Origin of the sequence: Pyrodictium occultum, assembly GCF_001462395.1 — an archaeon.
Classification (GTDB): domain Archaea; phylum Thermoproteota; class Thermoprotei_A; order Sulfolobales; family Pyrodictiaceae; genus Pyrodictium; species Pyrodictium occultum.
This window is the reverse complement of record NZ_LNTB01000001.1, coordinates 1018302-1043416: the sequence shown is the minus strand read 5'-3', so window position 1 is coordinate 1043416 and position 25115 is coordinate 1018302. Positions and strand designations below refer to the sequence as shown.

The 25115-nt window shown below is 63.7% G+C and carries 26 protein-coding genes and 3 tRNA genes; 17 read left to right on the top strand and 12 right to left on the bottom strand.

Translation table 11 applies throughout. The features are described from left to right. Positions 1–7: 7 nt before the first annotated feature. The 4 genes from CF15_RS05500 to CF15_RS05485 all read right to left on the bottom strand — a co-directional run bounded on the left by CF15_RS05500 (position 8) and on the right by CF15_RS05485 (position 2332). Complete coding sequence (locus CF15_RS05500) at positions 8–346, bottom strand: 4Fe-4S dicluster domain-containing protein (RefSeq protein WP_236698145.1); 339 nt, start codon at positions 344–346, stop codon at positions 8–10. A 2-nt stretch (positions 347–348) separates the two neighbouring features. After that, positions 349–1764, bottom strand: a complete 1416-nt coding sequence (locus CF15_RS05495) for an FAD-binding oxidoreductase (RefSeq protein WP_058370891.1) — start codon at positions 1762–1764, stop codon at positions 349–351. 232 nt (positions 1765–1996) lie between these two features. After that, positions 1997–2072: transfer RNA gene (locus CF15_RS05490), tRNA-Asn, on the bottom strand. 183 nt (positions 2073–2255) lie between these two features. After that, a tRNA-Ile gene (locus tag CF15_RS05485) sits at positions 2256–2332 on the bottom strand. A gap of 284 nt (positions 2333–2616) precedes the next feature. On the opposite strand from CF15_RS05485, the gene CF15_RS05480 reads away from it, so the two are divergent. From CF15_RS05480 to CF15_RS05455, 6 genes are all read left to right on the top strand, one after another. Continuing rightward, positions 2617–2805, top strand: coding sequence for a chromatin protein Cren7 (locus CF15_RS05480; protein WP_058370641.1), 189 nt, complete (start codon positions 2617–2619; stop codon positions 2803–2805). Between the two features lie 188 nt (positions 2806–2993). After that, a complete protein-coding gene (locus CF15_RS05475; protein ID WP_058370890.1) occupies positions 2994–3485 on the top strand; it encodes a hypothetical protein in 492 nt (163 codons plus the stop codon). 105 nt (positions 3486–3590) lie between these two features. Continuing rightward, positions 3591–3726: transfer RNA gene (locus CF15_RS08880), tRNA-Trp, on the top strand. Between the two features lie 198 nt (positions 3727–3924). Then, complete coding sequence (gene ahcY, locus CF15_RS05465; RefSeq protein ID WP_058371412.1) at positions 3925–5136, top strand: adenosylhomocysteinase; 1212 nt, start codon at positions 3925–3927, stop codon at positions 5134–5136. 28 nt (positions 5137–5164) lie between these two features. Then, a complete protein-coding gene (locus CF15_RS05460) occupies positions 5165–5767 on the top strand; it encodes a MarC family protein (protein WP_058370889.1) in 603 nt (200 codons plus the stop codon). Between the two features lie 92 nt (positions 5768–5859). Then, positions 5860–6687, top strand: a complete 828-nt coding sequence (locus CF15_RS05455) for an aldo/keto reductase (protein WP_058370888.1) — start codon at positions 5860–5862, stop codon at positions 6685–6687. Between the two features lie 48 nt (positions 6688–6735). On the opposite strand, the gene CF15_RS05450 is transcribed toward CF15_RS05455, so the two are convergent. Further along, positions 6736–7566 (bottom strand): Snf7 family protein, encoded by an 831-nt coding sequence (locus tag CF15_RS05450; protein WP_058370887.1) that lies wholly within the window; start codon positions 7564–7566, stop codon positions 6736–6738. 402 nt (positions 7567–7968) lie between these two features. Further along, positions 7969–8691 (bottom strand): CdvA-like protein, encoded by a 723-nt coding sequence (locus tag CF15_RS05445; protein ID WP_058370886.1) that lies wholly within the window; start codon positions 8689–8691, stop codon positions 7969–7971. Between the two features lie 107 nt (positions 8692–8798). On the opposite strand from CF15_RS05445, the gene CF15_RS05440 reads away from it, so the two are divergent. The 4 genes from CF15_RS05440 to CF15_RS05425 all read left to right on the top strand — a co-directional run bounded on the left by CF15_RS05440 (position 8799) and on the right by CF15_RS05425 (position 11782). Then, a complete protein-coding gene (locus CF15_RS05440; RefSeq protein WP_058370885.1) occupies positions 8799–9509 on the top strand; it encodes a hypothetical protein in 711 nt (236 codons plus the stop codon). Continuing rightward, complete coding sequence (locus CF15_RS05435; RefSeq protein ID WP_058370884.1) at positions 9482–9742, top strand: hypothetical protein; 261 nt, start codon at positions 9482–9484, stop codon at positions 9740–9742. The genes CF15_RS05440 and CF15_RS05435 overlap by 28 nt, the downstream gene beginning before the upstream one ends. A 107-nt stretch (positions 9743–9849) precedes the next feature. Further along, positions 9850–10725 (top strand): inositol monophosphatase family protein, encoded by an 876-nt coding sequence (locus tag CF15_RS05430; protein WP_058370883.1) that lies wholly within the window; start codon positions 9850–9852, stop codon positions 10723–10725. Between the two features lie 19 nt (positions 10726–10744). Further along, positions 10745–11782 carry a thiamine-phosphate kinase gene (locus tag CF15_RS05425; protein ID WP_058370882.1) on the top strand — a complete coding sequence of 346 codons (1038 nt, stop codon included), beginning with the start codon at positions 10745–10747 and terminating at the stop codon, positions 11780–11782. Positions 11783–11945: 163 nt separating this feature from the next. Here CF15_RS05425 and CF15_RS05420 read toward each other — a convergent pair whose 3' ends face one another. Next, positions 11946–12302 (bottom strand): hypothetical protein, encoded by a 357-nt coding sequence (locus CF15_RS05420; protein ID WP_058370881.1) that lies wholly within the window; start codon positions 12300–12302, stop codon positions 11946–11948. 360 nt (positions 12303–12662) lie between these two features. Here CF15_RS05420 and CF15_RS05415 point away from each other — a divergent pair, with 360 nt between their 5' ends. Then, positions 12663–13274 carry a class II aldolase/adducin family protein gene (locus CF15_RS05415; protein WP_236698200.1) on the top strand — a complete coding sequence of 204 codons (612 nt, stop codon included), beginning with the start codon at positions 12663–12665 and terminating at the stop codon, positions 13272–13274. Here the strand turns inward: CF15_RS05415 and CF15_RS05410 are convergent. The 5 genes from CF15_RS05410 to CF15_RS05390 all read right to left on the bottom strand — a co-directional run bounded on the left by CF15_RS05410 (position 13237) and on the right by CF15_RS05390 (position 17918). Next, complete coding sequence (locus CF15_RS05410; RefSeq protein WP_058370879.1) at positions 13237–14172, bottom strand: DMT family transporter; 936 nt, start codon at positions 14170–14172, stop codon at positions 13237–13239. The two genes, CF15_RS05415 and CF15_RS05410, sit on opposite strands and share 38 nt — an antisense overlap. 108 nt (positions 14173–14280) lie before the next feature. Further along, entirely contained in the window at positions 14281–14547 is a 267-nt protein-coding gene (locus CF15_RS05405) for a 4Fe-4S dicluster domain-containing protein (RefSeq protein WP_058370878.1), read from the bottom strand. Between the two features lie 32 nt (positions 14548–14579). Beyond that, positions 14580–16034 (bottom strand): Ni/Fe hydrogenase subunit alpha, encoded by a 1455-nt coding sequence (locus CF15_RS05400; RefSeq protein WP_236698199.1) that lies wholly within the window; start codon positions 16032–16034, stop codon positions 14580–14582. Then, positions 16021–17043, bottom strand: coding sequence for an NADH-quinone oxidoreductase subunit B family protein (locus tag CF15_RS05395; protein WP_058370876.1), 1023 nt, complete (start codon positions 17041–17043; stop codon positions 16021–16023). Before CF15_RS05395 ends, CF15_RS05400 begins: the two co-directional genes overlap by 14 nt. Continuing rightward, a complete protein-coding gene (locus CF15_RS05390; RefSeq protein WP_058370875.1) occupies positions 17040–17918 on the bottom strand; it encodes a hypothetical protein in 879 nt (292 codons plus the stop codon). The genes CF15_RS05395 and CF15_RS05390 overlap by 4 nt, the downstream gene beginning before the upstream one ends. A 366-nt stretch (positions 17919–18284) precedes the next feature. Between CF15_RS05390 and tatA the strand changes: the two genes are divergently transcribed. The 6 genes from tatA (at position 18285) to CF15_RS05360 (ending at position 24849) form a co-directional block, all read left to right on the top strand. Next, positions 18285–18638, top strand: coding sequence for a twin-arginine translocase TatA/TatE family subunit (gene tatA, locus CF15_RS05385; RefSeq protein WP_058370874.1), 354 nt, complete (start codon positions 18285–18287; stop codon positions 18636–18638). Positions 18639–18829: 191 nt separating this feature from the next. Beyond that, positions 18830–19690, top strand: a complete 861-nt coding sequence (gene tatC, locus CF15_RS05380) for a twin-arginine translocase subunit TatC (RefSeq protein ID WP_058370873.1) — start codon at positions 18830–18832, stop codon at positions 19688–19690. 120 nt (positions 19691–19810) lie between these two features. Next, on the top strand, positions 19811–20956 hold the full coding sequence (locus CF15_RS05375; protein ID WP_058370872.1) for an MFS transporter: 1146 nt from the start codon (positions 19811–19813) through the stop codon (positions 20954–20956). A gap of 108 nt (positions 20957–21064) precedes the next feature. Next, positions 21065–22165: a zinc metalloprotease HtpX gene (locus CF15_RS05370; RefSeq protein WP_058370871.1), complete on the top strand. Its 1101-nt coding sequence runs from the start codon at positions 21065–21067 to the stop codon at positions 22163–22165. Between the two features lie 228 nt (positions 22166–22393). Then, the gene (locus CF15_RS05365; protein WP_058370870.1) at positions 22394–23770 is read left to right on the top strand and encodes an ABC transporter substrate-binding protein; all 1377 of its coding nucleotides are present in this window, start codon (positions 22394–22396) and stop codon (positions 23768–23770) included. A 308-nt stretch (positions 23771–24078) separates the two neighbouring features. After that, on the top strand, positions 24079–24849 hold the full coding sequence (locus tag CF15_RS05360; RefSeq protein WP_058370869.1) for an ABC transporter ATP-binding protein: 771 nt from the start codon (positions 24079–24081) through the stop codon (positions 24847–24849). Positions 24850–25115: the final 266 nt, after the last annotated feature.

Below are 25115 nucleotides of genomic sequence, written 5' to 3'. Positions count from 1 at the left end.
CCGGGGCTCACCCCCTAACCCGTATCTCCACCTGCCGCTCGCCCTCCAGCCCTCCAGAGCTGTAGAGGACACGTACAACACGCATTATATCAGCCACATCTATGGAGACGGGGCACCTCAGGGTACAGGCCCTGCAGAGGAGGCAGGAGTAGATAGAGGCAAGGGCCTCCCCAGAAGCCCTCCCTCCGGCCAAGAGCCGCGCCGCCACAGCCAGGCGGCCACGGGGCCCGTAGCCCCGGTGAGGGCCGTGGCTGAGGGTCGGGCACACCGCCTCGCAGAAGCCGCAGTAGAGGCACATCTCGGCCTCCTGCCGCGCGGCCTCGCGTAGCTTCTCCAGGTCCGGCACACCTACACCACCTTGCCAGGGTTCAGTATCCCCTTCGGATCAAAGACCCGCTTAATCGCCTTCATGATCTCCAGCGCTTTCAGGGAGCCTAGGGCCTCCAGCTCCATCCTGAGCCCCTCCTTCTTCAGCACACCTATCCCGTGCTCAGCGCTGACAGTGCCGCCCAGCTCCACAGCGAGCCTCATGACATCGTGGAACCAGGTCCAAACTCTCCTCCTAGCCTCAGGGTCCCCGGGGTCAAAGCCCACGGCAGGGTGAAGGTTGCCGTCACCTATATGACCGCCGAGCATCATGGGGAGCCTGTACTTCTCCTCCAGCTCCAGGAGCCTCTCCACAGCCTCTGCAAGCCTCGAGGGCGGCACAGCTATATCCTCCACATAGACCTGCACCCTCTCGGAGCCGAGAAGCCTCCTAGACAGCTCAACCTGCGCGGGGAAGAGGCTCCTACGGAGCTGGAAGAGCCCCTTCTTCTCAGCCTCCTCCAGGCTCCTAGCCGTATAGACTAGGCCCGCTCCATTACCCCTGGCCACCCTCTCCAGCCATGCTAGAACCCGGCTGGCAGCCTCGCGGTTAACGTCAACACTCACCAGGAGCATGTGGCCTCTCAGCTTGCCGTGCCAGCCTAGGAAGCCGGCTGCCTGCTCCACGGTGCGCCGCTCCATGAACTCCATTATTAGAGGCTGCACGCCCTCCGACCTTATCTCGACCACGGTATCCAGTAGCCCCTGGAGATCATCGAAGAAGGCGAGCAGTGTGACAGCGGCCTCAGGGAGCGGAGCTATGCGCAGCGTCGCCTCGGTGACTACGGCAAGCGTGCCCTCACTGCCCACAATAAGCCTAACCAGGTCGTAGCCCTGCCGGCACTTCACAGTCCTACAGCCAATCCGCATAACCGTACCCTCCTCGTCGGGAAGCACCACCTCGAGCCCGAGTACCCAGTCCCTCATTGTACCATACTTGGCTCCCCGTAGCCCTCCAGCACCCGTGTTGACGGCACCGCCGACAGTGGCCACGGAGGAGCTGGCAGGGTCGACGGGGAACATGTACCCATACCTAGCGAGCTCTATATTGAGATCATCTATCCGGACCCCGGGCTCCGCCACGGCAACACCATCAACAACGTTCACCTCCTTTATGCGCCTCATACGCTCAAGGCTGAGCACCACACCGCCGGAGGGCAGCGCGGAGCCCGAGAGGCTGGACGTGGACCCCTGCGGGTACACGGGGATCCCGTAACGGTAGGCGAAAGCCAGCAGCTTCGACACGTCCGCGGCGCTCTCCGCGAATACAAGAGCCTCCGGGAGCGTGTCCGCGTTGAGCCCCGTAGCCTCTCTAGAGTAAAGCTCTATTATAATGGGGTCGGTGACCACCTTGTCGCTGCCCAGTATCTCCCTCAGCCTATCCCCTAGCCGGCTCAACGCTCTACTGCCCCGCAGAGGCTGACCCGGGAGAACCCTGCGCCACAGCAGCCGGTAAACCGGTAGCACACAAGCAAACCATAAATGCCTTTAAATAACTTTTTCAGTAAGAAGAATCGTTGAGGGAGCCCGCCTCCAGGCACAAACCATCGCGGCGGGGCGGCACCCCCCGGGGGGTAGGAAGAACGGGGCATGCGCCCGGGGGCCTCTAGTAGAGGGATAACAGGATGCGTGGCGCCGCCGGGTGGATTCGAACCACCGACCACCGGGTTAACAGCCCGGCGCTCTACCCGCTGAGCTACGGCGGCATCCCTGCCCGGCGGCCGTTACGACAGCCACCCCGGCTGGAGGTTTTATCAACTTTACGCGGTTTATCCGCTATAGCGCCGGCGCCGAGCAGATGCTTGCCGGCGCGGCTTGACACGTGTACTGGGAGGAGACCGGTCTAAGGGAGGGATGCAGCAGCGCCCATAGGCAGGAGCCGGAGAAGGTGGTGGGCCCGGGGGGATTCGAACCCCCGACCACCCGGTTATGAGCCGGGCGCTCTGCCGGGCTGAGCTACGGGCCCAGACTCCATGGTTAGGAATCCGGGCTGCTCGCGGGATTTATCAAGTTATCGCTCGGCGGCTCCCCCGACACCCAGCGTATTACCAGGCCATGTGCTCTAGGCCGGCCCCGCTCATGTATCATAGCCTCTCTGATTGCGTCTTGGGCATACACGGGCTTGCCGCGGCAAGGCAGGGCGAGAACCTTCGCATGTAGATCGGCGTGTACTCTGAATGGATACATTCAACTGTATGCAAGTCCCGCCACTACTACCGGAGTAAGGGGAGTTAGTGGGGGTGTTTGTGCTTGGCGTGTGAGAAGGCTGTGAGGGTTCGTGACCCCACAACCGGCAAGGAGGCGGAGCTGGTGCCGATCAAGGTGTGGCAGCTAGCCCCCAGGGGGAGGAAGGGAGTAAAGATAGGCCTATTCAAGAGCCCCGAGACAGGCAAGTACTTCCGCGCCAAGGTCCCAGACGACTACCCGATATGCAGCTAGCACCGAGGCAGCGCTGGGGTGCGGGCTGTCAAGCTTAACCTTCTAGTTTTTACTAGCTTTTCTCTAGTTTTCTCTGGAGCCCGGGGGCCGCCCTCCAGCTCTCCTCTCGTGTGCTATGATAATAAAGGGGCCGACGGGGGCTCTCTCCCGGGTGTGGGCTCCCGCCTCCTTGGGGTGGCAGGGGCTCCATGGGTCTAGAGTGGCTCCTGCCTATCCTCTTCCTAGCCTACACGAGGCAGGGGCTTGACAGGCGCACCCTCGCCGGGCTGCTTGGCGTGCCGGGCTCCACGGTCCGGAGACTGCTCTGGGCTGCAGCGCGCCGAGGCCTGGTGACGGTTAACGGGTCCTCTATAGAGGTTACCGAGCGCGGCGCCGGCCTGGTAGGCCGGGTATACTATGCTGCAAGGGCTCCTAACAAGTTCGTGCTATTGACGCCCGGGCGCCTGGTCTTGGTCGCCGTGAGGCCTAGGAGAGGCCTCCGGGGCTATACGGTGCCGCTGAGCCTTGCCTGCTGGGTCTACAGGGCGGTGCTGGAGGGAGCTGCAGCCCCTAGGGAGGCTGCCGCGAGGCTGGGCATCCATCCCAAGACCGCGTCGCTAGCCATGAGGGCGCTCCGCGTCCTAGGCTGCCCCGGCGCGGGCTGCGTGCTGGCCGAGGCCTGCAGAGACGGTAAGGAATAAACCCCTCCAGCTGCCCCCTAGCCTCGTGGGTTGAACCCCCGGCTGACCCGCGCTCCACCGGGGCGCGGGGATGAGCGTCATGGTGGGCCCTGAGACTGCCTGGATGGGCCCGTAGCTCAGCCAGGCAGAGCGCCGGGCTCCAGACCCCTTAGCTCCGGCCCATAGGCGCCGGGTCTGTCGAGCCCACGGATGAGAGGGAGAGACCCGGAGGTCGGGGGTTCAAATCCCCCCGGGCCCACCATGCCCCAGCAACCCCAACACTGGTCCTAGGCCCCTGCAGCCTCTGGCGGCCCTCCACCTCCACGGAGTCAGCCTCTCAAGCTGCTGGACGGCTATAGCCCGTGGAGGCATCATTCTTTAGCCTGGGGTCCCCCTCGGCCCTAGTGGGCTGGGTGGGTTGGCGAGCAAGATCCGGGACCCCTGGCTAGCGGACAAGGGCATGCTCCAGATAGAATGGGCAGAGATGCACATGCCTGTAGTGGCGAGGTTTATCAGGGAGAGGTTTGAGCAGGAGAAGCCGTTGAAGGATGTGCGTGTCGGCGCCACGCTCCACGTAACCAAGGAGACTGCGGCGCTGGTCCGCACTCTCGTCGCAGGGGGCGCGGAGGTCCGGCTCGCCGCGAGCAACCCCCTAAGCACCCAGGACGAGGTTGCGGCGGCGCTGGCGAGGCATGATGGCGTGGAGGTCTGCGCCTGGCGGGGCATGAGCGAAGACGAGTACTTCTCCTGCATCCGCTGGGTGGCGAAGTGGGAGCCCAACATAGTTATAGATGATGGAGGCGATCTTCACGCCACCCTTCACAAGGAGTACCCCGACGTGGCCGGCAGGGTGTGGGGCGGCACGGAGGAGACAACGACCGGGGTGATAAGGCTCCGCGCCATGGAGAAGGAGGGTGTCCTCCGCTACCCGGCTATAGCGGTTAACGACGCAAAGACCAAGACGATGTTCGACAACCGCTACGGCACGGGCCAGAGCACCATAGATGGGATACTACGGGCCACCAATATCCTCCTGGCGGGCAAGATAGTGGTTGTTGCAGGCTACGGCTGGGTTGGCCGCGGTATAGCGAACCGCGCTAGGGGTATGGGCGCCCGCGTCATAGTAACCGAGGTCGACCCTATAAAGGCCCTCGAGGCCGTTATGGACGGGTTCGACGTAATGCCGATGATGGAGGCGGCTCGCCGCGGAGACGTCTTCATAACAGCCACGGGGAACAAGAAGGTTATACGCAGGGAGCACATAGAGGTCATGAAGGATGGTGCCATACTGGCAAACGCGGGCCACTTCAACGTGGAGATATGGGTCCCCGACCTGGAGGAGATGGCTGTATCCAAGCGCGTGATAAGGCCTAATGTCACTGAGTACAGGCTCCCCGACGGCCGCAGGATATACCTCCTAGCCGAGGGCCGCCTAGTGAACCTTGTAGCAGCGGAGGGCCACCCCAGCGAGGTCATGGACATGAGCTTCGCCAACCAGGCTCTCTCCGCAGAGTATCTTGTGAAGAACCGCGGCAAGCTGGAGCCGAGGCTCTATATGGTGCCAAGGGAGGTAGACGAGGAGGTGGCACGGCTCAAGCTAAGAGCCCTGGGGATAGAGATTGATAGGTTGACGGAGGAGCAGAAGGAGTACCTCTCCAGCTGGCAGCTCTAGCCTAGCCCCGGGGGGTGTAGCCCCCCTCATGACCGGCGTGGGGGCGCTGGGCGAGTTCGTCACCTACTACGCCACCCTCGTCTTTATAATGAACCCCTTCGGCGCCGCGCCCATATTCCTCGACATAGCTGGCAAGCTCCACCCCTGGGAGAGGAGGAGGCTTGCAAACCTAGTAGCAGCCGCCACGGCCATCCTGCTGCTCCTCGTAGCCCTGACAGGGGACCTCCTGCTCAGACTCTACATGATAAACCTTGATGAGTTCAGGCTGGCAGGCGGGATCGTCCTAATAGCCATAGCTCTCCATAGGCTTGAGGGCGAGTCCAGGACCATGGCTCCCGACCCCAGGGATGCGGCCCTCGTGCCCCTGGCCATGCCCCTGCTGGTCGGCCCAGCAACCATGACCTATGTCATAGTATTCTCCAGCCAGGGTGGCGGAGCAGCACTGTTCGCAGCCATACTGGCTGCCGTGGGCACGGTGTGGGCTATCCTCGTCGCCTCAGAGGCAATGCTCCGCGTCCTAGGCTGGAGCACCATGAGGATCCCCACCAGGATAACATCACTATTCGTGGCAGGCGTGGGGGCGGCTATGGTTCACACAGCCCTGCTCCACTGGGGGATAGCAGTAAAATAGCCCAACCAGCGCGTCTATGTCCACCACTCATCTCCCGCGGCAGGGGTAATAATGAGCCCCGGCGCCCCAGGCCCCGGGCGAGGCTGAGGACTATGCCCCTCTTCCCGGTGGATAACGGCGATAGGAAGCCTATAGGCGGCGACACGGTCTCAGCCATAGGGCTTGGCACCTGGGCTATACGCAACCCTCGCAGAGCCTTCGAGGCCCTTGTAGAGGCCATTGAGACGGGGCTGGTGGATAACATAGACACAGCCGAGATGTACGGGGAGGGCACTGCCGAGGAGCTTGTCGGAGAGGTCCTTAGGAAGGTTGGCAGGGAGAGAGTGTTCGTAACCACTAAGGTGCTGCCCTGGAGGCTCCGCAGCTTCGAGGAGCTTGAGAAGGCCATAAGGGCTAGCCTCCGGAGGCTCGGCGTCGAGACCGTGGATCTGATCCTCATCCACTGGCCTCTCGAGGGTATGCCGGTCTCGGAGCAGGTTAGGAGGCTGGAGAAGATCGCTATAGGGAAGGGCTACGCCCGCTACATAGGGGTGAGCAACTTTGACGACCGGGAGCTCGAGGAGGCCCTCCACGCCACCGCTAGCGCGGAGATAGTTGTAGACCAGGTTCACTACAGCGTGCTTCACCGCCGCTGGGTGGAGGAGAAGCTCCTCCCCCTAGCGCTCCGGAATAATGTGACCATACAAGCCTATACACCGCTTGAGAGAGGCAGGGTTGCAGAGCACCCAGTGGTGAGGAGGATCGCCGAGCGGGTCGGCAGGACGCCGATCCAGGTGGCGCTAAACTACTTGATATCCAGGCCGAGGGTGGTGGCTATACCCAAGACCGAGAACCGGGAGCATCTGCGCGAGATACTAGGCGCCATGGGCTGGAGGCTCACGGAGGACGCTATAGAAGAGCTAGAAAGAATCGGAGAGTAAAGCGGCGCCCCAGCAGAGGCCCCAGGGCCGGGAGAAAGAAGAGGAGTCTCAGGCAAGTGCTACTAGACCCTTCTCGGCCAGCCTATGTAGCGCCTGAAGCACCTCGCTCTTAGTCACCCCGTACCTGGCGCTGAAGTCGCGTATGTCCAGGAAGCCGTTATGCTCCATTATGTAGTCCAGCACCAGCCTCTCCAGCTCCTCGCCCCTGGGCCTCCCAACGGCCGCCCCGGCGCCGCCGGTAGGGGCCCCCAGCGCCACCAGCTGCCTTCCCGCCGTCTGAAGCCTTATCACGGGCTCCACAGGGGGCTCCGGGAACTCGCTCTTTATCCTCTCCTCAGCCTTCTTCATGGCCTCCTGGAGTACCTCGATAGCACTGCTGCTTATCACCGCCGGGTCTATGTCGCCTACAGCATCTATGCTGGTCTCCACTATCATGCTCTTGACGCTCCTGGATAGCTCCTCGAATGCTATGTTAAGGTTCGGGTATATCGCGCGCACCTGGTCCTTCACCTCCTCGAGCGCGGTGCCGAACACCATGAGGGTCTGGCCTAGCTCGCGCACATCCCTCACGGTCTTAAGCCTCTCCTTGGTCATTGTTACTAGGTTCTCAACCGCGATAACCATTTTCAGTATATTCCTCACCTGGCTTACCTCTCCCGCATATATAGCGGCCCGGCTCTTCTCGCCGCGGCGGAGTAGGGAGACCACTTTCTCAAAGAGCTCGCGGCTCCTCTGCTCGAACTTATACCGAAGCTCCGCCACATTATCCTCTATAAGCTCGAGCTTCACTATGACCTCGTCTATCCTCTCCTTTATACTGGGCTCCCGGCCGCCTCCCAGCCCCAGGGCCTGGAGTAAGCGTGAAACTAGAGCCGCCATGGTGGGTCACCCCTGCTTTACCTCTACCATCTACTCTGCTATCGCGCCCGGTCACAGTCTTCCCGTTGACTCGGTTAGCTAGCCCTTCCACCCTGCTAACACAGAGAGAGTACCAGAAGCGCGGGCCACAGCGCTGCAGAGGATATGCCGCCGCTATAGCAGGCGCTAATACCCCGGTGGTACTGGTGGAGACGCTGCCTGGGAGGGGGCCGGCTGATACCAGAGAACATGGAGAAGAACGGTGAGAGAGTGGTAGGGGCCAGTGAAGCTAACCGACTCTGATGAGGTATGGGGTGCCCGGGGGGTGGACAAGAAGCTTCGGTGTATTGTAGGCTTGGCACGGCAAAAACCCGGGAGGCACGGCTATGGGTGGGGAATGGGCAGGCTTGGGTGTCTCCGGGGCTAGCCCTCTATCACCTTCACTGGTATAGGCTGGAGGCCCTGCACCGTTGCGGGGGCTGTATTCTTCTCCTTCTCGGCCTTGGCCTCGCTCTTGGTCTTAGCCAGCTCTATAGCTCCGTTCTCGAGGGCCTCAATCCTGCCCTTCGTGTTCTTCAGGTCCTCTAGCTCCCTGGTATTGCTGTCCTTAGCGCCGCGGAGGCGCTCTATAGCGGTCTTGTAGGCCTTCTCCCCTATCTCGCCGGCCATGTAGGATACTTTGAGATTTGCTATGGCGCGGTCAAGCTTGAGGTTGTTATCCTCTATCTCGTGCATTCTCCTGTTGATAATTTCGCGTAGCTTCTTAGCCTCCTCCTTCAGCTTTGAGAGGCTGTCGTTCAGCCTCTTCCTCATCTCGTGGTAGACCACGCTCGGTATCTCATTCCTGCTGTATATGTCCTCAAGCCCCTTTAGCCTCTTGAGGGCCCTCTGGTAGCTCGCTGTAACCTTGTAGGCTATTGTCTTCCACTCGGGCCAGACTATTATCCGGCCGTCCTTGATCTCCACGGCCTCGGCGGGTATGAAGCGTACATCCCTATCCTCGGTCTCGACCACCACGTTCTGCACTAGGCCGTCCACGTCGCTCTCGAAGCTCACAAGCCTCCCGGCAACGCGGCCGTAGGGATCGTAGACTGTCTCGCCGATAAACTCCTGCACCTTGTCAACGGTGAGAGGAGGCCTAGCCATGTCTTGGGTTCACCGCTGGGTACTCTTCCAGACCCAGCCATTGACGGGTATTTAAGCCGGGGGGCTTGAGGCTGCGGGGGACCCCGCGGCCCCGGGGGGCTGCAGCAGTGCCGGTAATACGCGCAGTAATCTTCGAGCATGAAAGGCTCGGCTCCTACAGGGCGGAGGCGCGGGGCGCCGGGCTGGACTCCTGGCTCGGAGGCGGCCGCAGGGTCGAGGTGGTCCTCGAGGTCCTGAGGATCACCAGGCCCGGGCTCCTCGTCCAGGAGCCGCCTAGCCGGAGCGTGGAGCCCGTTTGGGAGCCGCTGCTGAGAATAATGCACATAGGGGTCACGCTCTGCAGGTTCCACGAGGGCCCCAGGGGAGAGCCGGCCAAGCACCGCTACTGTGTGAACCCGGCGGAGACCAGGGACGGGTACTGCAGACTCCACCGCGGCAGCTGGAAGGCCCTCTACGAGCGCTGCGCCCAGGGCATTGACAGCGCCTGCATCGAGGCCCAGAGGCTGAACCCGGGGGAGAAGTACAGCGTCTACGTCCTCGACTACGGCGGGGCCCGGGCGAAGGTGGGACTCACCCAGTCCTGGAGGCTGCTCTGGAGGATAGCAGAGCAGCCCCACGTCGCGGCGGCCATGGTCTACACCGGGGGCCTGCTCGACGCCCGGGAGACGGAGAAGAAGCTGGGGCGCTCCAGGCTCGGCACAGAGGGCGCCGGGGCTAGGCTCGGGGAGGGCTCCGGCTCGCGGTGGCCGAGATCGAGAGGAGGCTCGCAAGCTCCGGGGAGTGGGCCAGGGTGGCTGAGAGGCTCACAAGCCTCATAGCGGGCCTCGGGCTCCAGGGCCGGTTCAGCGCCTACACCGTTCTCCCCAGGGAGCCCGGCTGGCTGGCCCGGGCGAGGAGGCTCCGAGAGCCCGGCGAGCTGCTGGGGAGGAGGCTCCGCCTCGTAGACTACTGGGCCGGCCTCCTGGCCCTCCGCGACGAGGAGACCGGGGAGCTGCTGGCCCTCGACAGGGGCCTGGTGCAGCACCGGGTGCTCCAGGGGAAAGTCGGGTAGAACGGCGGCCAGGGCCCCGGGGGCAGGGGTATCACGTCTCCCGGGCCTCGCGACCAGCGGAACCCCGATAAGCGGGCCGGAGGGCCCCCGGGCCTCCAGGGAGTCTGGTGGAGCCTCTCCTCGCCAGCAGCCGGGAGCTGGAGGACCTCCGCAGGCTCGTGGCCCGTGTAGCCGGGGAGGCCGCGGCCTACCTCCGCGACCGCTTCGGCCTCGAGGAGCTCTTGAGCGTGGTCTCCGTCCACGAGCATGACAGCGACGAGGGAATGAGGATAGACGTTGAGAGCGAGCGCAACATCATCGAGCTGCTGAGGGCTGAGGGGCTGCAGGGCCTCTTCCTCGGCGAGGAGAGCGGCCTCGTAAAGCTGGGCGATGACCCCTACATAGTGGTGGCGGACCCGCTAGACGGGAGCAAGAACTACGCGGGCCTAGTGCCCTGGAGCGCGGTCAGCATAGCGGTAGCCCCGCTCCCCAAGGGCCGGGATCCCTGGCTCACCGACGTGGCCGCCGGCGCAGTGGCCCCAGTGTTCCCCTGGCCCGTGCTCAGCTTCGCACGGGGCCTCGGAGCCTACGAGGGCGGGGCGAGGGTGACGGTCGAGAGGGGGAGGAAGCCCCGCCTCCTCCTAGCCTATGTGGAGAAGCCCGACCAGGCGTCGGTTGTCCACGAGTACCTCCGGCTGGCCGGGGGCAGGAGGAGCGTCCGCGCCCTCGGAAGCGCGAGCCTCGAGATAGCCTGGGCTGGGCTTGGCCGCGCCGAGGCCTTCATAGACGTACGCGGCAGGCTCCGCGTGGTGGACGTGGCGGCCGCTGTCTGGCTCGCCAGGGAGGCCGGCGCCAGGGTTGCCGTGGAGAGGCGCAGCGCCTCCCTAACCAGGGTGGAGAGGGTCGGCAGCGTGGCAGTAGCATCCACGGAGGAGGCCTGGAGGAGGATAGACGCCGCCCTACGCAACTGCGGTCATCCGGGCCTCGAGGGCCTAGACCTCTAGGGCCCCGGTGCCAGCGGGCTTGCAGCGGAGCCCCAGCCTCCGGGAGCTAGGCGAGCACAGGGCGGTGGAGAGGCTTATAGAGCTGCTCTCGAAGGGCTGGCGCTGCCCAAGCCTAGGGCCCGGCGATGACGCGGCCTGCACCGGGCCCGGGCACCCCAGGCTCCTGGTCAAGATAGACGGCGGCGGCATAGAGTCGAACCTCGCGCCCTGGATGAGCCTCGGGGACCTGGGCTGGCTCCAGGTGGCGTCCGCCGCGAGCGACCTCGCAGCCAAGGCCGCCAGGCCCCTCGCCTTCGTCCTGTCACTGGGCCTGGAGCCGGAGAGGAGCATAAGGGAGCTGGAGGAGATAGCAGAGGGCGCCGCCGAGGCCGCGAGAGCCCACGGGGCATGGCTCGCCGGCGGCGACCTCAACAGCTGCCGCGGCAGGGGCTGCGGCTGGGTAGACGTGGCTGCGGTGGGCCTCGCGCCCGGGGAGCCGGTGCCCCGCAGGCCTAGGCCCGGCGACCTCGTCTACGCGACCACCGGCCGCCTAGGCCTCGGGGGCCTCGTCTTCCACTCGCTTGCCGAGGGCTCTTGGAGGAGCGCGGCGGCCAGGTACCCCAGGGCCTTCAGGGTGATGGCTAGGCCGCTGGCCCGGCTAGGCTTCGTGGAGCTGGCCTCAAGGCTCCCCAGGGGCTGCATAACAGGCTCCACCGATACGAGCGACGGGCTAGCCTACAGCCTCTGGCTCCTCTCCCGCTCCGCGGGCGCGCCGCTGGAGGTGCTAGAGGTCCCTGTCGAGGAGGAGGCGCTCCGCTACGCGGAGGAGAAGGGCCTCGACCCACTCAGCCTAGCCCTCTACGGTGGCCAGGAGCTGGAGATAGTCTTCACCGTCCGCCCCCGCTGCAGCCGGCTAGCGGAAGAGGAAGCCGAGGCGCTCGGGCTCCAGGTGGCCCGGGTGGGCAGGATACTAGGGGAGACCGGCGGACCGCTCCTGCTCCATAAGGGGAGAAGCCTAGAGCCCCGGGGGTGGGACAACTTCCTGGGCTGGAGCAGCATACAGGGCCAGAGCCCTTGAGAGCCTCCTCGGGCCGCCGGCTATACGCTAGGCCCCGCGGCAGGCGCGGCGCTCCTATAGGGCGCCTCCGGGCTCGTTACCCCGGAGGGCGATGAAGACTGTAGCCTGCTCCGACGCCCCGCGCGTCCCGGGGGTGTGGGGAGCCTCGATCCCGTTGGAGCCCCTAGGCCTCAGCCTCCACTGGCCTCGTGCCGCTGGAGGAGGGGACCCTCTCCTCCAGGGCTGTGTGGAGGCGGGTGCTGCGCCTTATCTCAGCCAGGTAGCGCTCGATACTCCTAAAGCCTATCCTCATGCTGCGCTTAGCCTCCTCCAGCACGGCTAGCAGCTCCTGAGGCCCGTTCGGCTTTATGACTATATCGTTGAGGCTGGGCCGGCCCAGGGGGCTGCCGCAGCGGGGGCAGATGCCGCCGAACTGGCTTGCGAGCTCGCTCGGGGTGGGGAGACCGTAGCTGTTCTGGCCGACCCTCACGAAGACATGGAGTATGAACCCGCATACGCGGCAGCGGTAGACCACCGGCACGGAGGGGCGCACCCGGTTAGTCGGAAGTACAGCGCCGCGCCCCCACCCAACGGGGTTAGCCCCTCGCGAGCGGGAGGGGTCTCGTAACACGCTTAACGAGACCGTGTTAACACGATGTGGATCGTACTAGGGACTTGTTAGATCGCCCACACGGTAGTATTGACACTATCTATCATATAGATAATACGTGGCGGAGAAGCCCTGCCCCCAAACGCCTGCAGCAAGTGGCAGGCCAAGCGGGAGGAGTGGGGGAAGGAGGCCCCGGGGGGACGCGGGCCGCCGCACAGCATACATACCAGAGCCTGATCGCCCGTCTAGTGGCCCCAGCCGCGTTGAGGAGCGCGTGGTGCCGCGCCATTGGTGGCACAGCCTGGCTATGAGATCCGGCAGGCCCTCGTCGACGCCATGAGGATCCTCCACGACAGGGGGCTTCTCAACCTCCGCGGGGGTAATGCGAGCGCTGTGCTCGAGCTCCCCGATGGCACGAGGTTCATCTACATAACCCCTAGCGGCGCCGTGAAGACCAGGATGAGGCCCGAGGATATAGCAGTAATGAGCCCCGACGGCTACGTCTACGAGGGGAGGCCGAGCAGCGAGTACCGCCTCCACCTCGCGGTCTACAACGCCAGGAGCGACGTCAGGGCGGTGGTGCACGCCCATAACCCCTACGCTGTGCTCGCCCGCCGCCTGGGCCTGGAGCTTAGGACCGAGGTTCTGGGGGTTGAGGCCAGGTACTACCTCGGCCGCTGCGTTGCAGCCGTGCCCGAGGCACCTCCTGGCACCGAGGAGCTGGCCCAGCTGGCAGCAAGCGCGCTCAGGAGATGCGACGTAGCGGTCATGGAGGGCCATGGCGCGGTGGCGGTGGGGACGTCGAGGGACCCGGTCTACGCGGTGTACGAGGCCGTGGACCGGCTGGAGGCCCTCGAGGACCTCGCTAGGGCCGCCGTCCTCGAGGCAGTGCTCCGCCGCTGACCGCTAGCCAGGCGCCCACAACGCTAAGCGCTATGCCCGGCAGGCTCGCCGGCGGGGGCTTCTCCCCCAGGAGGAGCCAGGCGAGCAGGCTGGCTCCATAGGGCTCTAGCAGCGCCACCCCGGTCACAACACTGGCAGGGTAGTAGCCGAGCGCGTAGTTCAGCATACTGTGCCCAGCGAGCATCGGCACGAGGCCCAGCGCTATGAGGTAGGGTAGGCTCCCGGGCCTGGGCCTCCAGGGCTCCAGTCCGGCTGCAAGAGTGTAGACGGTTATCGCTATGAAGGCGGAGGTGTAGGCGCTAGAGGTGTACTCCAGCGTGGAGACGCCCGCTGCCCGGATCCTCCGGCCGGCCAGGAAGTAGGCCGCGGCCGCCAGGGCGGCGGCGAGGGAGAGGAGGGCGCCCCTCGGCGTGGCCCCGGCCCAGGGCGTGGAGAGCACAGCCACGCCTAGGAATCCCAGGGCCGCGCCCGCCACGCTGCGGCGCGGGGCCTGGCGCCTCGCAGCCTCGTAGAGGGCTACGAACACCGGGTAGGAGACCACTATCCCCGTCGAGGAGGCTACGCTGGCGTAGCGTAGGCTCTCAAGCCAGAGCGCTAGGTGGGCTGCGAGGAGCACCCCGCCCGGAAGGCTCGCCACCGTCACGCCCGGCGCTGGGAGCCTGCCTGCAAGGGCTGCAGCGGCTAGTGAGGCCCCTCCGCCTACGAGGAGCCTCCACCAGGCTGCCGTGGCCCCGTCGACGCCGGCCAGCCTGGCCAGGGGGGCTGCCGTAGATATCCCGGCCAGAGCTATTACTAGCGACAGCCAGGGCGGCAGCGGCCTATGTCTAGCCACAGCCTCGCCCCCTAGCAGCCGGCCCGCCGAGCCCCTGAGGGAGAGCTGGGGCTTATCACAACCCAAGTTAGCCCTACTGTATAAGGTGGAGCAGCGAATGGTACTGTTCGACTAGAGCGCCTCTAAGGCCCCACAAGGCCCCGTAGCGGCTAACACACCGGGCTGGAGAAAGGGTTATACCATGTTCCGGTAGCGCTCTGCCATCGCCTCGTCCGGGTTTATTATAACCGTCTCCCGGTAGTTCTCGTGCACTATAGCGTTGGTTGGGCACACCGTGTGGCAGATGAGGCACTCCACGCACTCCTCCGGCCTAGCCACTACCGGGTAGCCGTCGGGGCCCTCCTCGTAGACGCCATCAAACGCTGTGCAGGCCCTCACGCAGTTGAGGCACTGCTTGCACCTGTCCGTCAGTATCCTTATCCTCACCCTGGCCTCCGCCATGGAGGCTCGCCCCCGGCTTCTCCAGCCCGCTCCTACCCCGGTTTTATGACGCGTAAGGGTTTCCAGTTCTCGTCGGCCACTACTATGCGGAGCGGTGGGCTGCCGTGAGCCGTATGGGTGGCGCACGCCATGCAGGGGTCATAGCTCCTGGCTATCGCTACAGCGCTTGCGTAGACATCGCGGTCCCTCATCTCGTCGAGCTTCTCTCCAACGAAGTAGTCGCGGAGGTCCGCCTCGATGGCGGCAGCGTTTATGGCCGTCGGTGTTATTATGTTGACGAACGCCGTCCTGCCCTCCTCGCCGCGGTAGTGGTGTATCAGAGTGCCGCGGGGCGCCTCTATGATCCCAACGCCCTCTCCGGTATCCCTCTCCGGCTCCCTGTATATCTTGTCGCCGAGCGGCTTCTCGAGCTCCCTCTCTATGATCTCGTAGAGGGCCACCGTCTCGACCACGCGAAGGTAGGTGGCTAGGAGGGGCAGGGTTACCGGCCGCCCCCACTCCTCGAACAGCCTATCCCTCAGCTCGTCGGCCCACTCGACCCCATAGCTCTTCACGAGGTTGGCGCGGGCGAGGGCGCTGGTGTGTATCGTGCCCTCCCTTGGGCTCCTAGCCTTCCACTTAGTGGTCACCATTCTTATGTAGCTGTAGGGCACGCTGTACTCGTAGAGGTAGTCGAGATACTCTGTAGTGCGGTCGCCGAACTCCGCCACAACTGAGCCCGTCCTGGCGTCGAGAAGCCTCACCCTCCCATTAACGATGTCATACTCCCTGTTCTCACCGGCCAGGGCCAGCATGTAGTTGAACCCGGGCTTGTATTCCCCAATCTTATGCTTGGCATCCTCCATTATCTTGATAGCAGTCTTCACGAATACCTCTAGATCGCCGCGGTGCTTGGCGAAGAGGCTCTTCAGCCTATCTATCTCCGCGCTTGGGGGCTTCCGCGCCACACCCCCAGCTATAGCGTTAATCGGGTGTATGTCTCTACCGCCATAGACCGCTACAACCCTATGGCCCAGCTCGGCTAGCATCACGCCCGCGCGCACGGCCTCCGGGTACCTCTTCGACAGCGCCATCACGCTCCGCTTGCCCTCCTCGTCGGGCGGCAGGAAGTCGGGGAGGCCGAAGACCAGCGGGTGCAGCACCTGGTTGTTGAGGTGTATACCATAGTTTATCATGTACCTTATCCTCCAGGCATCCTCCGGAGCCTCCGCCTTCCGGACCCCGTCGAGCGCCTTCACGCTAGCCACGTGATGGGTGGCGCTGCACACGCCGCAGATCATCGGGGTTACCCTAGGCAGCTCGTCTATAGACATACCTATCCACATTGTCTCGAACATTCTTGTATCTACTCCCTCAAACAGCACATCCTCTACCCGGCCGTCTTCACCGGTCTTAAAGACCACGTACGCGTGGCCCTCTATCAGTGTTACGAGCAGCTTACGCAGCTTCCTCCTCCGCTCCTCGCTCTTCCTCTCAACCTGATCCACCAAGGCTCTCCTCCCCTCTTTCACTCGGCTTAGGGTTCACAAACCGGATCCGCTCCTCGAGCCTCTTGAGGAAAACAGGGTCCTGTCTAGAGGAGGCCAGTGCCTGGACGGCGTAGCCGTGGGGCTTGTTGCGCAGCACCTGGGAGCCGAAGGTGAATACGTAGAAGCGGCGGGGCCCGTAAACCTCCAGCAGCTTCTTAACCACCTTGTCTAGGTCCCTAACCGGGTCGAGGCCTGCGAGCGTAGCGATCTTCCTGGCGAGCGCGGTCACAATATCCATGTCGCGCCTCTGCGCTATCTCCTGGTGGGGGCCGCCGCAGCCGAAGCACGGTATACCATGCCTGGGGCAAGGTGCTCCGCAGCCTACGCTGGTCACAGGGCCTAGGCAGAGATAGCCCTGGCTGAGGAAGCACGTCTCGGTGTCCGCGTCGGGGCCGGGGAGCCCTGGCTTGAACTCGAGCTTCTCTATGGGCTTCATCTTGCGGGGGCACTGACTGCAGACAGTGCTGTCTACCGCCTTGACACTCTTGCCCTCGGCTATGGCGCGGAGGGTCACGACTATATGCTCTATCGGGGGTGGGCACCTGGATATCACATAGTCAACCGGCACCAGGTCGGCGACCGCGAAGACACGTGGCAGTAGCTCGCTGCTCTCCTCCAGCCTCTCCCTCCCATATATCGCCTTCATGCTGAGCCACGGGTTGAAGGAGTCCGCGTTACCCACTATGCCTCCCCAGGCTGCGCAGCTCCCAAGGGCTATGAGCCTGCGGCTCCGGAGCCTAGCCTCACGCAGCATCTCCAGGTTCTCCCTGGTCCTCACCAGCCCCTCTACTATAGTCACGTCTATCTCGCTGGGCAGCCTGGTCTCCTCGAGAACCATGGGCCAGTATATCACCTCGTAGCGCTCCTGCAGGTCTGGGTGCAGCGCCAGCGCCCGGAGCACCTGCACCTCGCAGCCGCCGCAGCCCGTGAGGGGTACCACGGCGAGGCTCAGCTTCCCCCTGCTCACAGCTGCATCACCTGGTATACCCTCTCCTCGCCGGTGGAGCGGAGCTCTATCCTACGGCCTAGAAGGATCTCGAGGACGCCTGCAATGAAGCCCTGGACAGTCCTATGTATGAACTCTGGGTGCTCGATTTTCTCCCTCTCAACTATCTTGTGGAAGACGCTCTTCTCGAGAACGAGCCTCTCACCCTCAAGCCGCACCCTAACCATACCATGGAGGCCCTGGTTCATAATCTCCACCGCCTCGCCGAGGCTGGAGGCCTCATAGCCCTCGGCGAGGATCGCGGCGCCAACCTGACGGCCGTAGCTCTTCCCAGCCCTATAGCTCATCGCCGGGTTACCGGCGAGCGTCATGTAGAGCGCCCGGGCCAGCCCATGAAGCATGGTGGAGAGCATCTCGTGTAGCAGTCTCAGGTACTCATCCCTGCTGGGCGGGCTGCTCCTAACCTCCAGGTCATCTGGAGGCGGGCTGCCGGAGAGGACAACGCCACGGAGGAGGCATGCGTTGGGCCCGGCCCTCACCGGCTCCACGCGGTAGCGGCCGCCCAGCCGGCCGGCGAGCAGCCTCTCAAGATAGCTGCACATGATCCGGCAGAGGCTCCTTCCCGCAGGCAGGTCCTCGAGGTAGAGTATTTGCCTCACAGGGCACTCACGTGCTATCAGGTAGAACGCCTTGGAGCCCTCCTCATCCCGTACTAGGCGGCCGCCGGCACGGTAGGTGTCCAGCCTGAACACAGTGTTCCGGTTAAGCCACTCGAAGGCGTCCTGAAGACTGCCTCCGGGCGGCTGGTAGGTGTTCATGATCTCCCTTGCGAGCAGGTTGGCGAAGCCCCCGGAGGCTCTGACGCCTATTGCATCCTCAAGGCCCACAACAACCATTGCTATAAGCCGTGAGTACGCCTCAACCCCCCATACTTCCTTACTACCACCTACGTTGCCTATGCCAGGCAGCCTCTGGAGAATGGTGTTGCCCGCCTCCCCCAGCCGGGTCTCTATGGTTATCCCCCGCGTTGATCAGATCTTCCGATAATATCCATAGTACATTCTATCCGAAGATTATAAATAGTTTGAATGATTAACATATGTTAGATTTCATGTGTTAAGCATGGCAATGAATGGCTAGCGGCCCATAGATAAGTTGCTAAGTGAACTGTCTAAGTGAAGCGTGTAGACTTGAGGCGAAAGCCATAATAACATGTAAATCTACATCAACTTCCCAGGCAGAGCGGGGGAAGTGATCAGAATATGTTCTCCCAGTTCCAGGGCATGGAGTGGGTGATTATCCTCCTGGTTATACTGTTGATCTTCGGGCCCAGCAAGCTGCCCCAGCTTGCCCGCGGCCTCGGCCAGGCAATACACGAGTTCCGTAAGGCGAGTCAGGGGGTCATTGAGGATTCAGGAGGAGAGAAGAAGTCCAGGAAGGCGGAGAAGAGCCTAGCCAGTATCGACGATGAGACTCTTAGGAGGCTTGCTGAGAGGCTTGGCGTGAAGGATGCTGATAAGAAGGATAGGGGCAAGCTGATAGAGGAGATAGTAGCGGAGGCGAAGAAGAAAGGACTACTAGACGAGATAAAGACGGAGGAGGCCACGGCACAGTAGCATCCAAGCAGGCTCAAGCCAGGCTCCGAGGCAGCTTCGGCAGAGCAGCTGCCCGACAGCCGCTACTCCCGGGGTCCTCGGTGCCGGTTGACATCTTTGCCCCCCTTGCCCTGCCGGGCGTCGCGCTGATGAGGTACATGTTATAGCCAGGGATCCGGGGTTAACTCAGCCTACCGAGGCTTGATGGGGCTTTGGCCGAGCCGAGGCCGCCGGGCGATAGGGAGGCTACTATATGGGAGCACCTGGAGGAGCTCGCTGTTAGGCTGCGGAGGATAGTGATAGCGTTCATAGTGTCGGCTGCGGTCTTCTCTGCCCTGCCGGCCGGCGGCCATGGCGGCAGCCTCTACGTTCCGCTCATTAGCAGGCTCCCCGTCATCATATTCTCTCACGCTGTTCCAAGCCAGATAAAGGCGTTCGACGGCAAGGTCTATAATGTTACTATAATACCGTCTCACACGTTCGAGTCGATAGACATTATAATGTACTCGGCCATGCTTCTCGGGGCTATAGGTGCTGCGCCGGTAGCTGCCAGAGAGATATGGGCTTATGTGGAGCCTGCTCTATACCCCCACGAGAAGGCGTTTGCCAGGAAGTTCGTAGCCCTCTTTGTGGCTGCCTTCATATTCGGCGTGGTATTCGCGATTTACATCGTGGCCCCTCTGATAATAACTATGATGCTTAAGATGTACCCGTTCTTCGTGCCGCCTAGCTACGGCTTGATAATAACCGTCAATATTAGTGATACCGTGGACTTTACGCTGAAGCTTGCTGTGGCCTTCGGCCTGCTCTTCGAGCTGCCGCTGGTTGTATACCTGCTGCTAGCCTACGGCATAATCGACCCCGAGATGATAAATAAGGATACGCTGAAGTACATCCTCCTGGGCTCTATGATAGTCGGCGCCATTATATCGCCCGACCCCAGCGGGCTTGGCATGGTGCTGATAGGTATCAGCCTCTACTTGCCCATGCATATAGCTATCACGCTGGGCAAGAAGAAGGGCCTCGAGAGGAGGGCGCTTGAGGAGATCAAGGCCCTGGCCAGCTACGCGTGACGCCCCTGGGGCTCTTTCCAGCGCCCCATCCTCTCCCACGGAGCCCCTCTGCTAGGCCTCTCTCTAACGCATAGTTAACTCGGGGCGGCGGGGCTGCTCCGCCGCCCCGGGCTGCTCGGGGTGGCTGGGCTCTATGCTCTGCTAGTGGCGGTGCTGCTATTCTTCACCTCCATCTCGTCGCTCGGCTCCATAGTGTCGAGGTACATGAGGGACCTGGGTGCCGGCGTCGCCGTCTCGGGGCAGGTATATGCTGTGGCGCCTCTCGTGGCGGCCATCCTCCGTATCCCGGTGGGCATCGCGGCCGACCGGGTTGGCAGCCGGCTCTTCCTTGTAGCGGGCGCAGCGGTAGCAGCGGCTGCCGGGCTCCTCGCGGCTGCTGCCGCGGGTGCCGCAGCCCTGGCCGCCGCCCGGGGGCTGCAGGGCGCCGCGCTCGCCTTCTTCGTGGCGCCCTCGATAGCCGCTGCGGCTGCGCTGGGGGGCGAGATGGCTGTGAGGGCTATCTCGCTCCGGGCTGCAGCCGTCTCGGCCGCCATGGTGCTGGGGCCCATGCTGGCGGGCGTGGTGGCGGACCACGCCGGCAGCCGGGCTGCCTTCCTTCTCTCAGCGGCTGCCGGTGCTTCAGCCGCGGCAGCGGCCGCATGGGTGCGTATGTCCTCCAGGCCAGTGTTCGGCGGCCCCTCTCCCGGGCTGCGGGACGCACTGACCCCGGGCGTGGCGCTGGCGGTGGCGCTCGCCGTCGTCGACGGCATGGGGTTCTTCGCAGTCCAGTCCCTCTCCCAGATGAGCCTCCGCGACCTGGGCTACGGGGCCTCTGTGTCGGGGGCGTTCCAGAGCATCCTGGCCGCCTCCGGGCTGGCTGCCCGGGGGCTCTCGAGCAGGGTCTACGCCAAGCTAGGGCCCCGGAGGATGCTAGCCATGGGCTTCGCGCTCGAGGCGCTAGGCCTCTCCCTGCTGGCCAGCCGCCCCGAGCCGCCAACCGCCTACCTGGCGGCCGCCCTCCAGGGCTTCGGCTCCGGCACCTCGATACCCGGGGAGCAGATACTGGTCAGCATCTCCGCTCCCCGCGGCGCTGGGAACAGGGCTGCGAGCCTCTACACCCTGGGCTTCGATGTGGGTGGGGCTCTCGGGGTGTTCGCACTCTCCGGGCTCGCCGGGAGCGCGGGCTACGCCGCTGCCTACACGGCCGCGGCGGCCGCCGCTGTAGCCGCCGGCACCCTCTCCCTGGCTGCTGGAGGCAGGCTGCAGCGCCCCCGGGGCAAGGTATAAGAGCCGGGGCCCGCGGGCCAGGCTGGAATACGAATACGAATAAGGGGCGTGAAGGGAGGGGTTTCCCTGTACAGGGGTGCTAGGCTTCCTCGGCAGGGTGCTTGGGGCATGGTGTGGCTGTTCTGGTTCTACGACCCCGTTACCATGCTCGCGCTAACCCTGGCCTATATAGCCGGGTTCCTGGTGCTGCAGCTGCTGGCCATCAAGGTGGCGCCTAGGGTTGCGGCGAGCCTCTCGGGGAGGCTGAGCCTCTACACAGCGATGCTGCTTACAGCCCTGCTCATCCTCGGTGGAGGCGTCCTAGCCTCCTACGGGCTCTACTACGCCGCCGCCAGCGCCGGCTACCCGCTGCCCCTCGGCTGGCTGGTAGCCTTCATACTCGCGGCCAACCTGCTCAGCTACCTCGCGGCGCCGTACATGATAAACATGGCCTACGGCGCCAGGCCTAGCCTCGAGCTGCAGGAGATAGTCGACGAGGCGGCCGCCCGGGCCGGGATGAAGCCCCCGAAGGCCGTGCTGGTGGAGGGGCCGCCTAACGCCTTTGCATACGGCAACTTCCTCTCGGGCCGCTACGTGGCGGTCACCAGGAGCCTATACGAGATGCTGCCCCGCGACGAGCTGCTGGCCGTGGTGGGCCACGAGCTGGGCCACCACCGGCACCGGGACACGGTGGTCATAATGCTGCTCGGCCTCGTGCCGAGCATCCTATACTACCTTGGGGTCTGGCTTATACGCGCCGGGCTCTGGGCCGGCGCCGCCGGCGGCAGGGACAGGGAGGAGGGCGGGAGCGGCCTCTACCTAGCCCTCCTAGGGGTACTGGGCGTGGCGCTCAGCTTCGTCATGCAGGTGGCCGTGCTCGCCTTCAGCAGGCTCCGCGAGTACTACGCCGACTCCCACGGCGCCTCGGTGGCTGGCGTGAGGCCGATGCAGAGGGCGCTGGCAAGGCTCCACCTCTACTACCGCGGAGGCGGCGCCCGGGAGATGGTGGAGAAGAGCAGCCTCAAGGCACTATTCATATACGCTCTCCTGGACGCCGCTGCCAGCCCCTTCTACAGCGGCTGGGCCGGGGGCCTCGCCGGCGACATAGACGAGGTGGTTGAGAGCCTCAAGCGCGAGCCTGTGAACCCCGCGGAGGAGGTGCTCAGCGACCACCCGCCGGTGCCCAAGAGGCTCCGCTTCCTAGACAGCCTAGCGGCCGCCGCTCGCTAGCGCCCCGCGCCTCTAGGCCTGGTCCCGGCGCACGTTTGATCAACAAAAATATTTTTATACCGAACTAGTTGCTGCCTTCATCCGCGCGGTCTTAGCTCCAATACGGCCTAGCCCTGGCTCCAGGCGCGTTCCCGGTCCTCTACGCCCCGGGTCTGCTGCCGGCCTGGAGCCGGGGGCTGGGCCGCAGGAGAGCCGTAGAGAGCCCTTCCCGGGCAGGGGTGCTCCGTCGTGGCCGGCACGGGTGCACGTGTAGCGGGTATAGCTGTAGCGGGTATAGCAATAGCTGTAATAATAGTGGCCATCGCGGCCTACCTGGCAGCCACATCGGGCGGGCATCCATCCACAGGAACACCGTCACCAGCACCGGCTGCTACTGTAACACAGACTGCAACGCAGCCGGCGCAGCCCACCACCACGGCCACTGTGACGCACACGACGAGCACTATGCAGGCCACCGGCACCGCTAAGGGCCTCCCCAAGGAGATCCCCATAGGCCTCGCCATAGCTGTTAGCGGCGGCTACGCGGTGGACGGCCCCAGGAGGCTCAAGGCAGCCCTGCTGGCGATAGAGGAGATGAACAAGCTCCTGGAGCAGGCCGGCTCACCCTACAGGTTCAAGCCAATACACGAGGACACCAAGGCTGACCCCCAGGAGGCCGTGAACGTGATAAAGAGGTTCGCCAGCGAGGGTATACAGATAGTCGTAGGCCCCCTATCCACGAGCGAGACCAGGGCAGTGATGCCTATAGCCAACCAGCTCCACATAGTGGTAATAAGCCCCAGCAGCACTGGTAAGGCCGCCGCCTTCCCCGATGACTATGTGTTCCGCGCAGCACCACCCGATGTCGTCCAGGGCCCCGTGCTAGCCAAGCTGATACACAGCCTGGGCTACACGAAGCTGGTAATAATAGCTCGCAACGATGACTACGGCCGCGGCCTCGCAGAGCTGGTGAAGCAGACCTTCGAGAAGCTCGGCGGCACAGTGGAGGAGATACTCTACCAGCCCGATAAGCCCGATCTAACCAACGAGGTCAACCAGCTCGCAGTCAAGGTGGAGCAGTTCGGCGCCGATGAGCATACCGCCGTACTGATAATAGCATTCGACAACGATGGCACGAAGATACTGGAGCAGGCCGCCAAGACGCCGATACTGAGCCGGGTGCAGTGGTTCGGCTCCGACAGCATGGCCCGCAAGACGTTCCTCGAGAAGCCCGAGATAGCGAAGTTCCTGGAGGGGGTGCACTTCATAGCAACGGCGCCCGCCATACCGAAGAACCCGGTGGCCAAGCACTTCGAGGAGCTGTATAAGCAGAAGTACGGTGAGGCGCCAACCACCTACGCCTACTACACCTACGACGCTACATGGATAGCCATGCTTAGCGTGCTGACAGCGGGCACGTACGACGGCAGGGCTATCAAGGCGGTACTGCCGACCGTGGCGTTCCACTTCATGGGCGCTACGGGCCACAAGATGCTGGACAAGAACGGTGACGCGGCCCTAGCAGACTACTCGATACTCGCCGTGAAGGACGGCAAGTTCGTGGAGATAGGTGTCTGGCACGGCTCCACCGACAGCGCTGAGTGGTATCAGAAGCCCACGGCTTGAAGGCCCCCGGCAGGCCTTTTTCCACCTGCCAGCCAATTGTCTCTTTAGGCCTTCCCTTTCTTCCCAGCGTCCTGCTCGTCAGCTTAGCGCCCGTGACGGGAAGCCCTTATTTACACCGATACTGGTGCGTGTCCCCGGATCCCCACCGCCCCTGGCTCCGGCTGAGCCCTCTTACATCCCCCCGGTGCTCCGCCCCCTGCCCTGGCTCATGCTGTGATCCCCCGGAGGAGCCCCCGGCGGCTCCCCCGGGGTTTTGCGTCGCTGCAAAGGGGCTCGTGGCATAGCAGTCCCTGGGAGGTACCACGGAGTTGGCGGGTGTCGAGGCGCTCAGGACCGTTGATCTCCACAAACGGTTCGGCGGCATCCGAGCGCTGGACGGCGTCTCTATATCCATCCGGGATGGTGAGTTTGTCGGGCTGATAGGGCCCAATGGCAGCGGTAAGACCACGCTCTTCAACGTGATCTCGGGGATTTATCGCCCGGATAAGGGCGACGTATACCTCTACGGCGAGAAAGTCACCGGGCTCCCGCCCCATGAGCTCTACCGGCTGGGCCTGGTCCGGGGCTTCCAGGTGCCCCGCCTCTGGCACAGGATGACCGTTGTGGAGAATGACGCCACGGCTGCACGTGATAGGAAGGGCTCCGGCCCTCTTGCAGCGCTGCTGAGGAGGAGCGAGTGGCTGAGCTGGGAGCGTAGTAGCCTGGCTAAGCGGGTTGTGGATGTGCTGCACCGCCTCTCGCTGGCTAGGGTGGCGCTTAACCGCGCCTCGGAGCTTAGCGGCGGCCAGATGAAGCTTACAGATATATCGAGGGCGTTGATGGGTGAGGCCCGCGTCCTCCTCCTCGACGAGCCGACCGCCGGCGTAGCGCCTAGGCTGGCCCAGGACCTGTTCAAGGTACTCGAGAGGCTCAACCGGGAGGGCTTGACAATATTCGTTATAGAGCATAGGCTCGAGGTGCTCTTCAACCACGTAGAACGCGTCATAGTCATGCACGAGGGCCGCGTCCTCACCGAGGGGCCGCCGGAGAAGGTGGCCGAGGACCCGCGCGTGCTCGACGCCTACCTAGGCTCGGTCTAGGGGGTTGGTTGCTTTGGCAGGCTCGACGGTGCTAGCACAAGCCCGTGGCAGAGGGGAGGTACAGGCTCAGGAACGGGATCCTAGAGCCTGGTAATAGAGAAGGGTTTACAACGAAGCAGCAAGGCCAGGCGTCTACCGCTACAAACCCAAACTCAAGGGCGTCAAGGGAGTACATTCCACCCAAACACGGCCACTCCGCAAGGCCCGAGTACCTCCTGGCAAAGTTAAAGTAGCTTAATCCAGAATAGGAGGCCCATCTTAGCCCC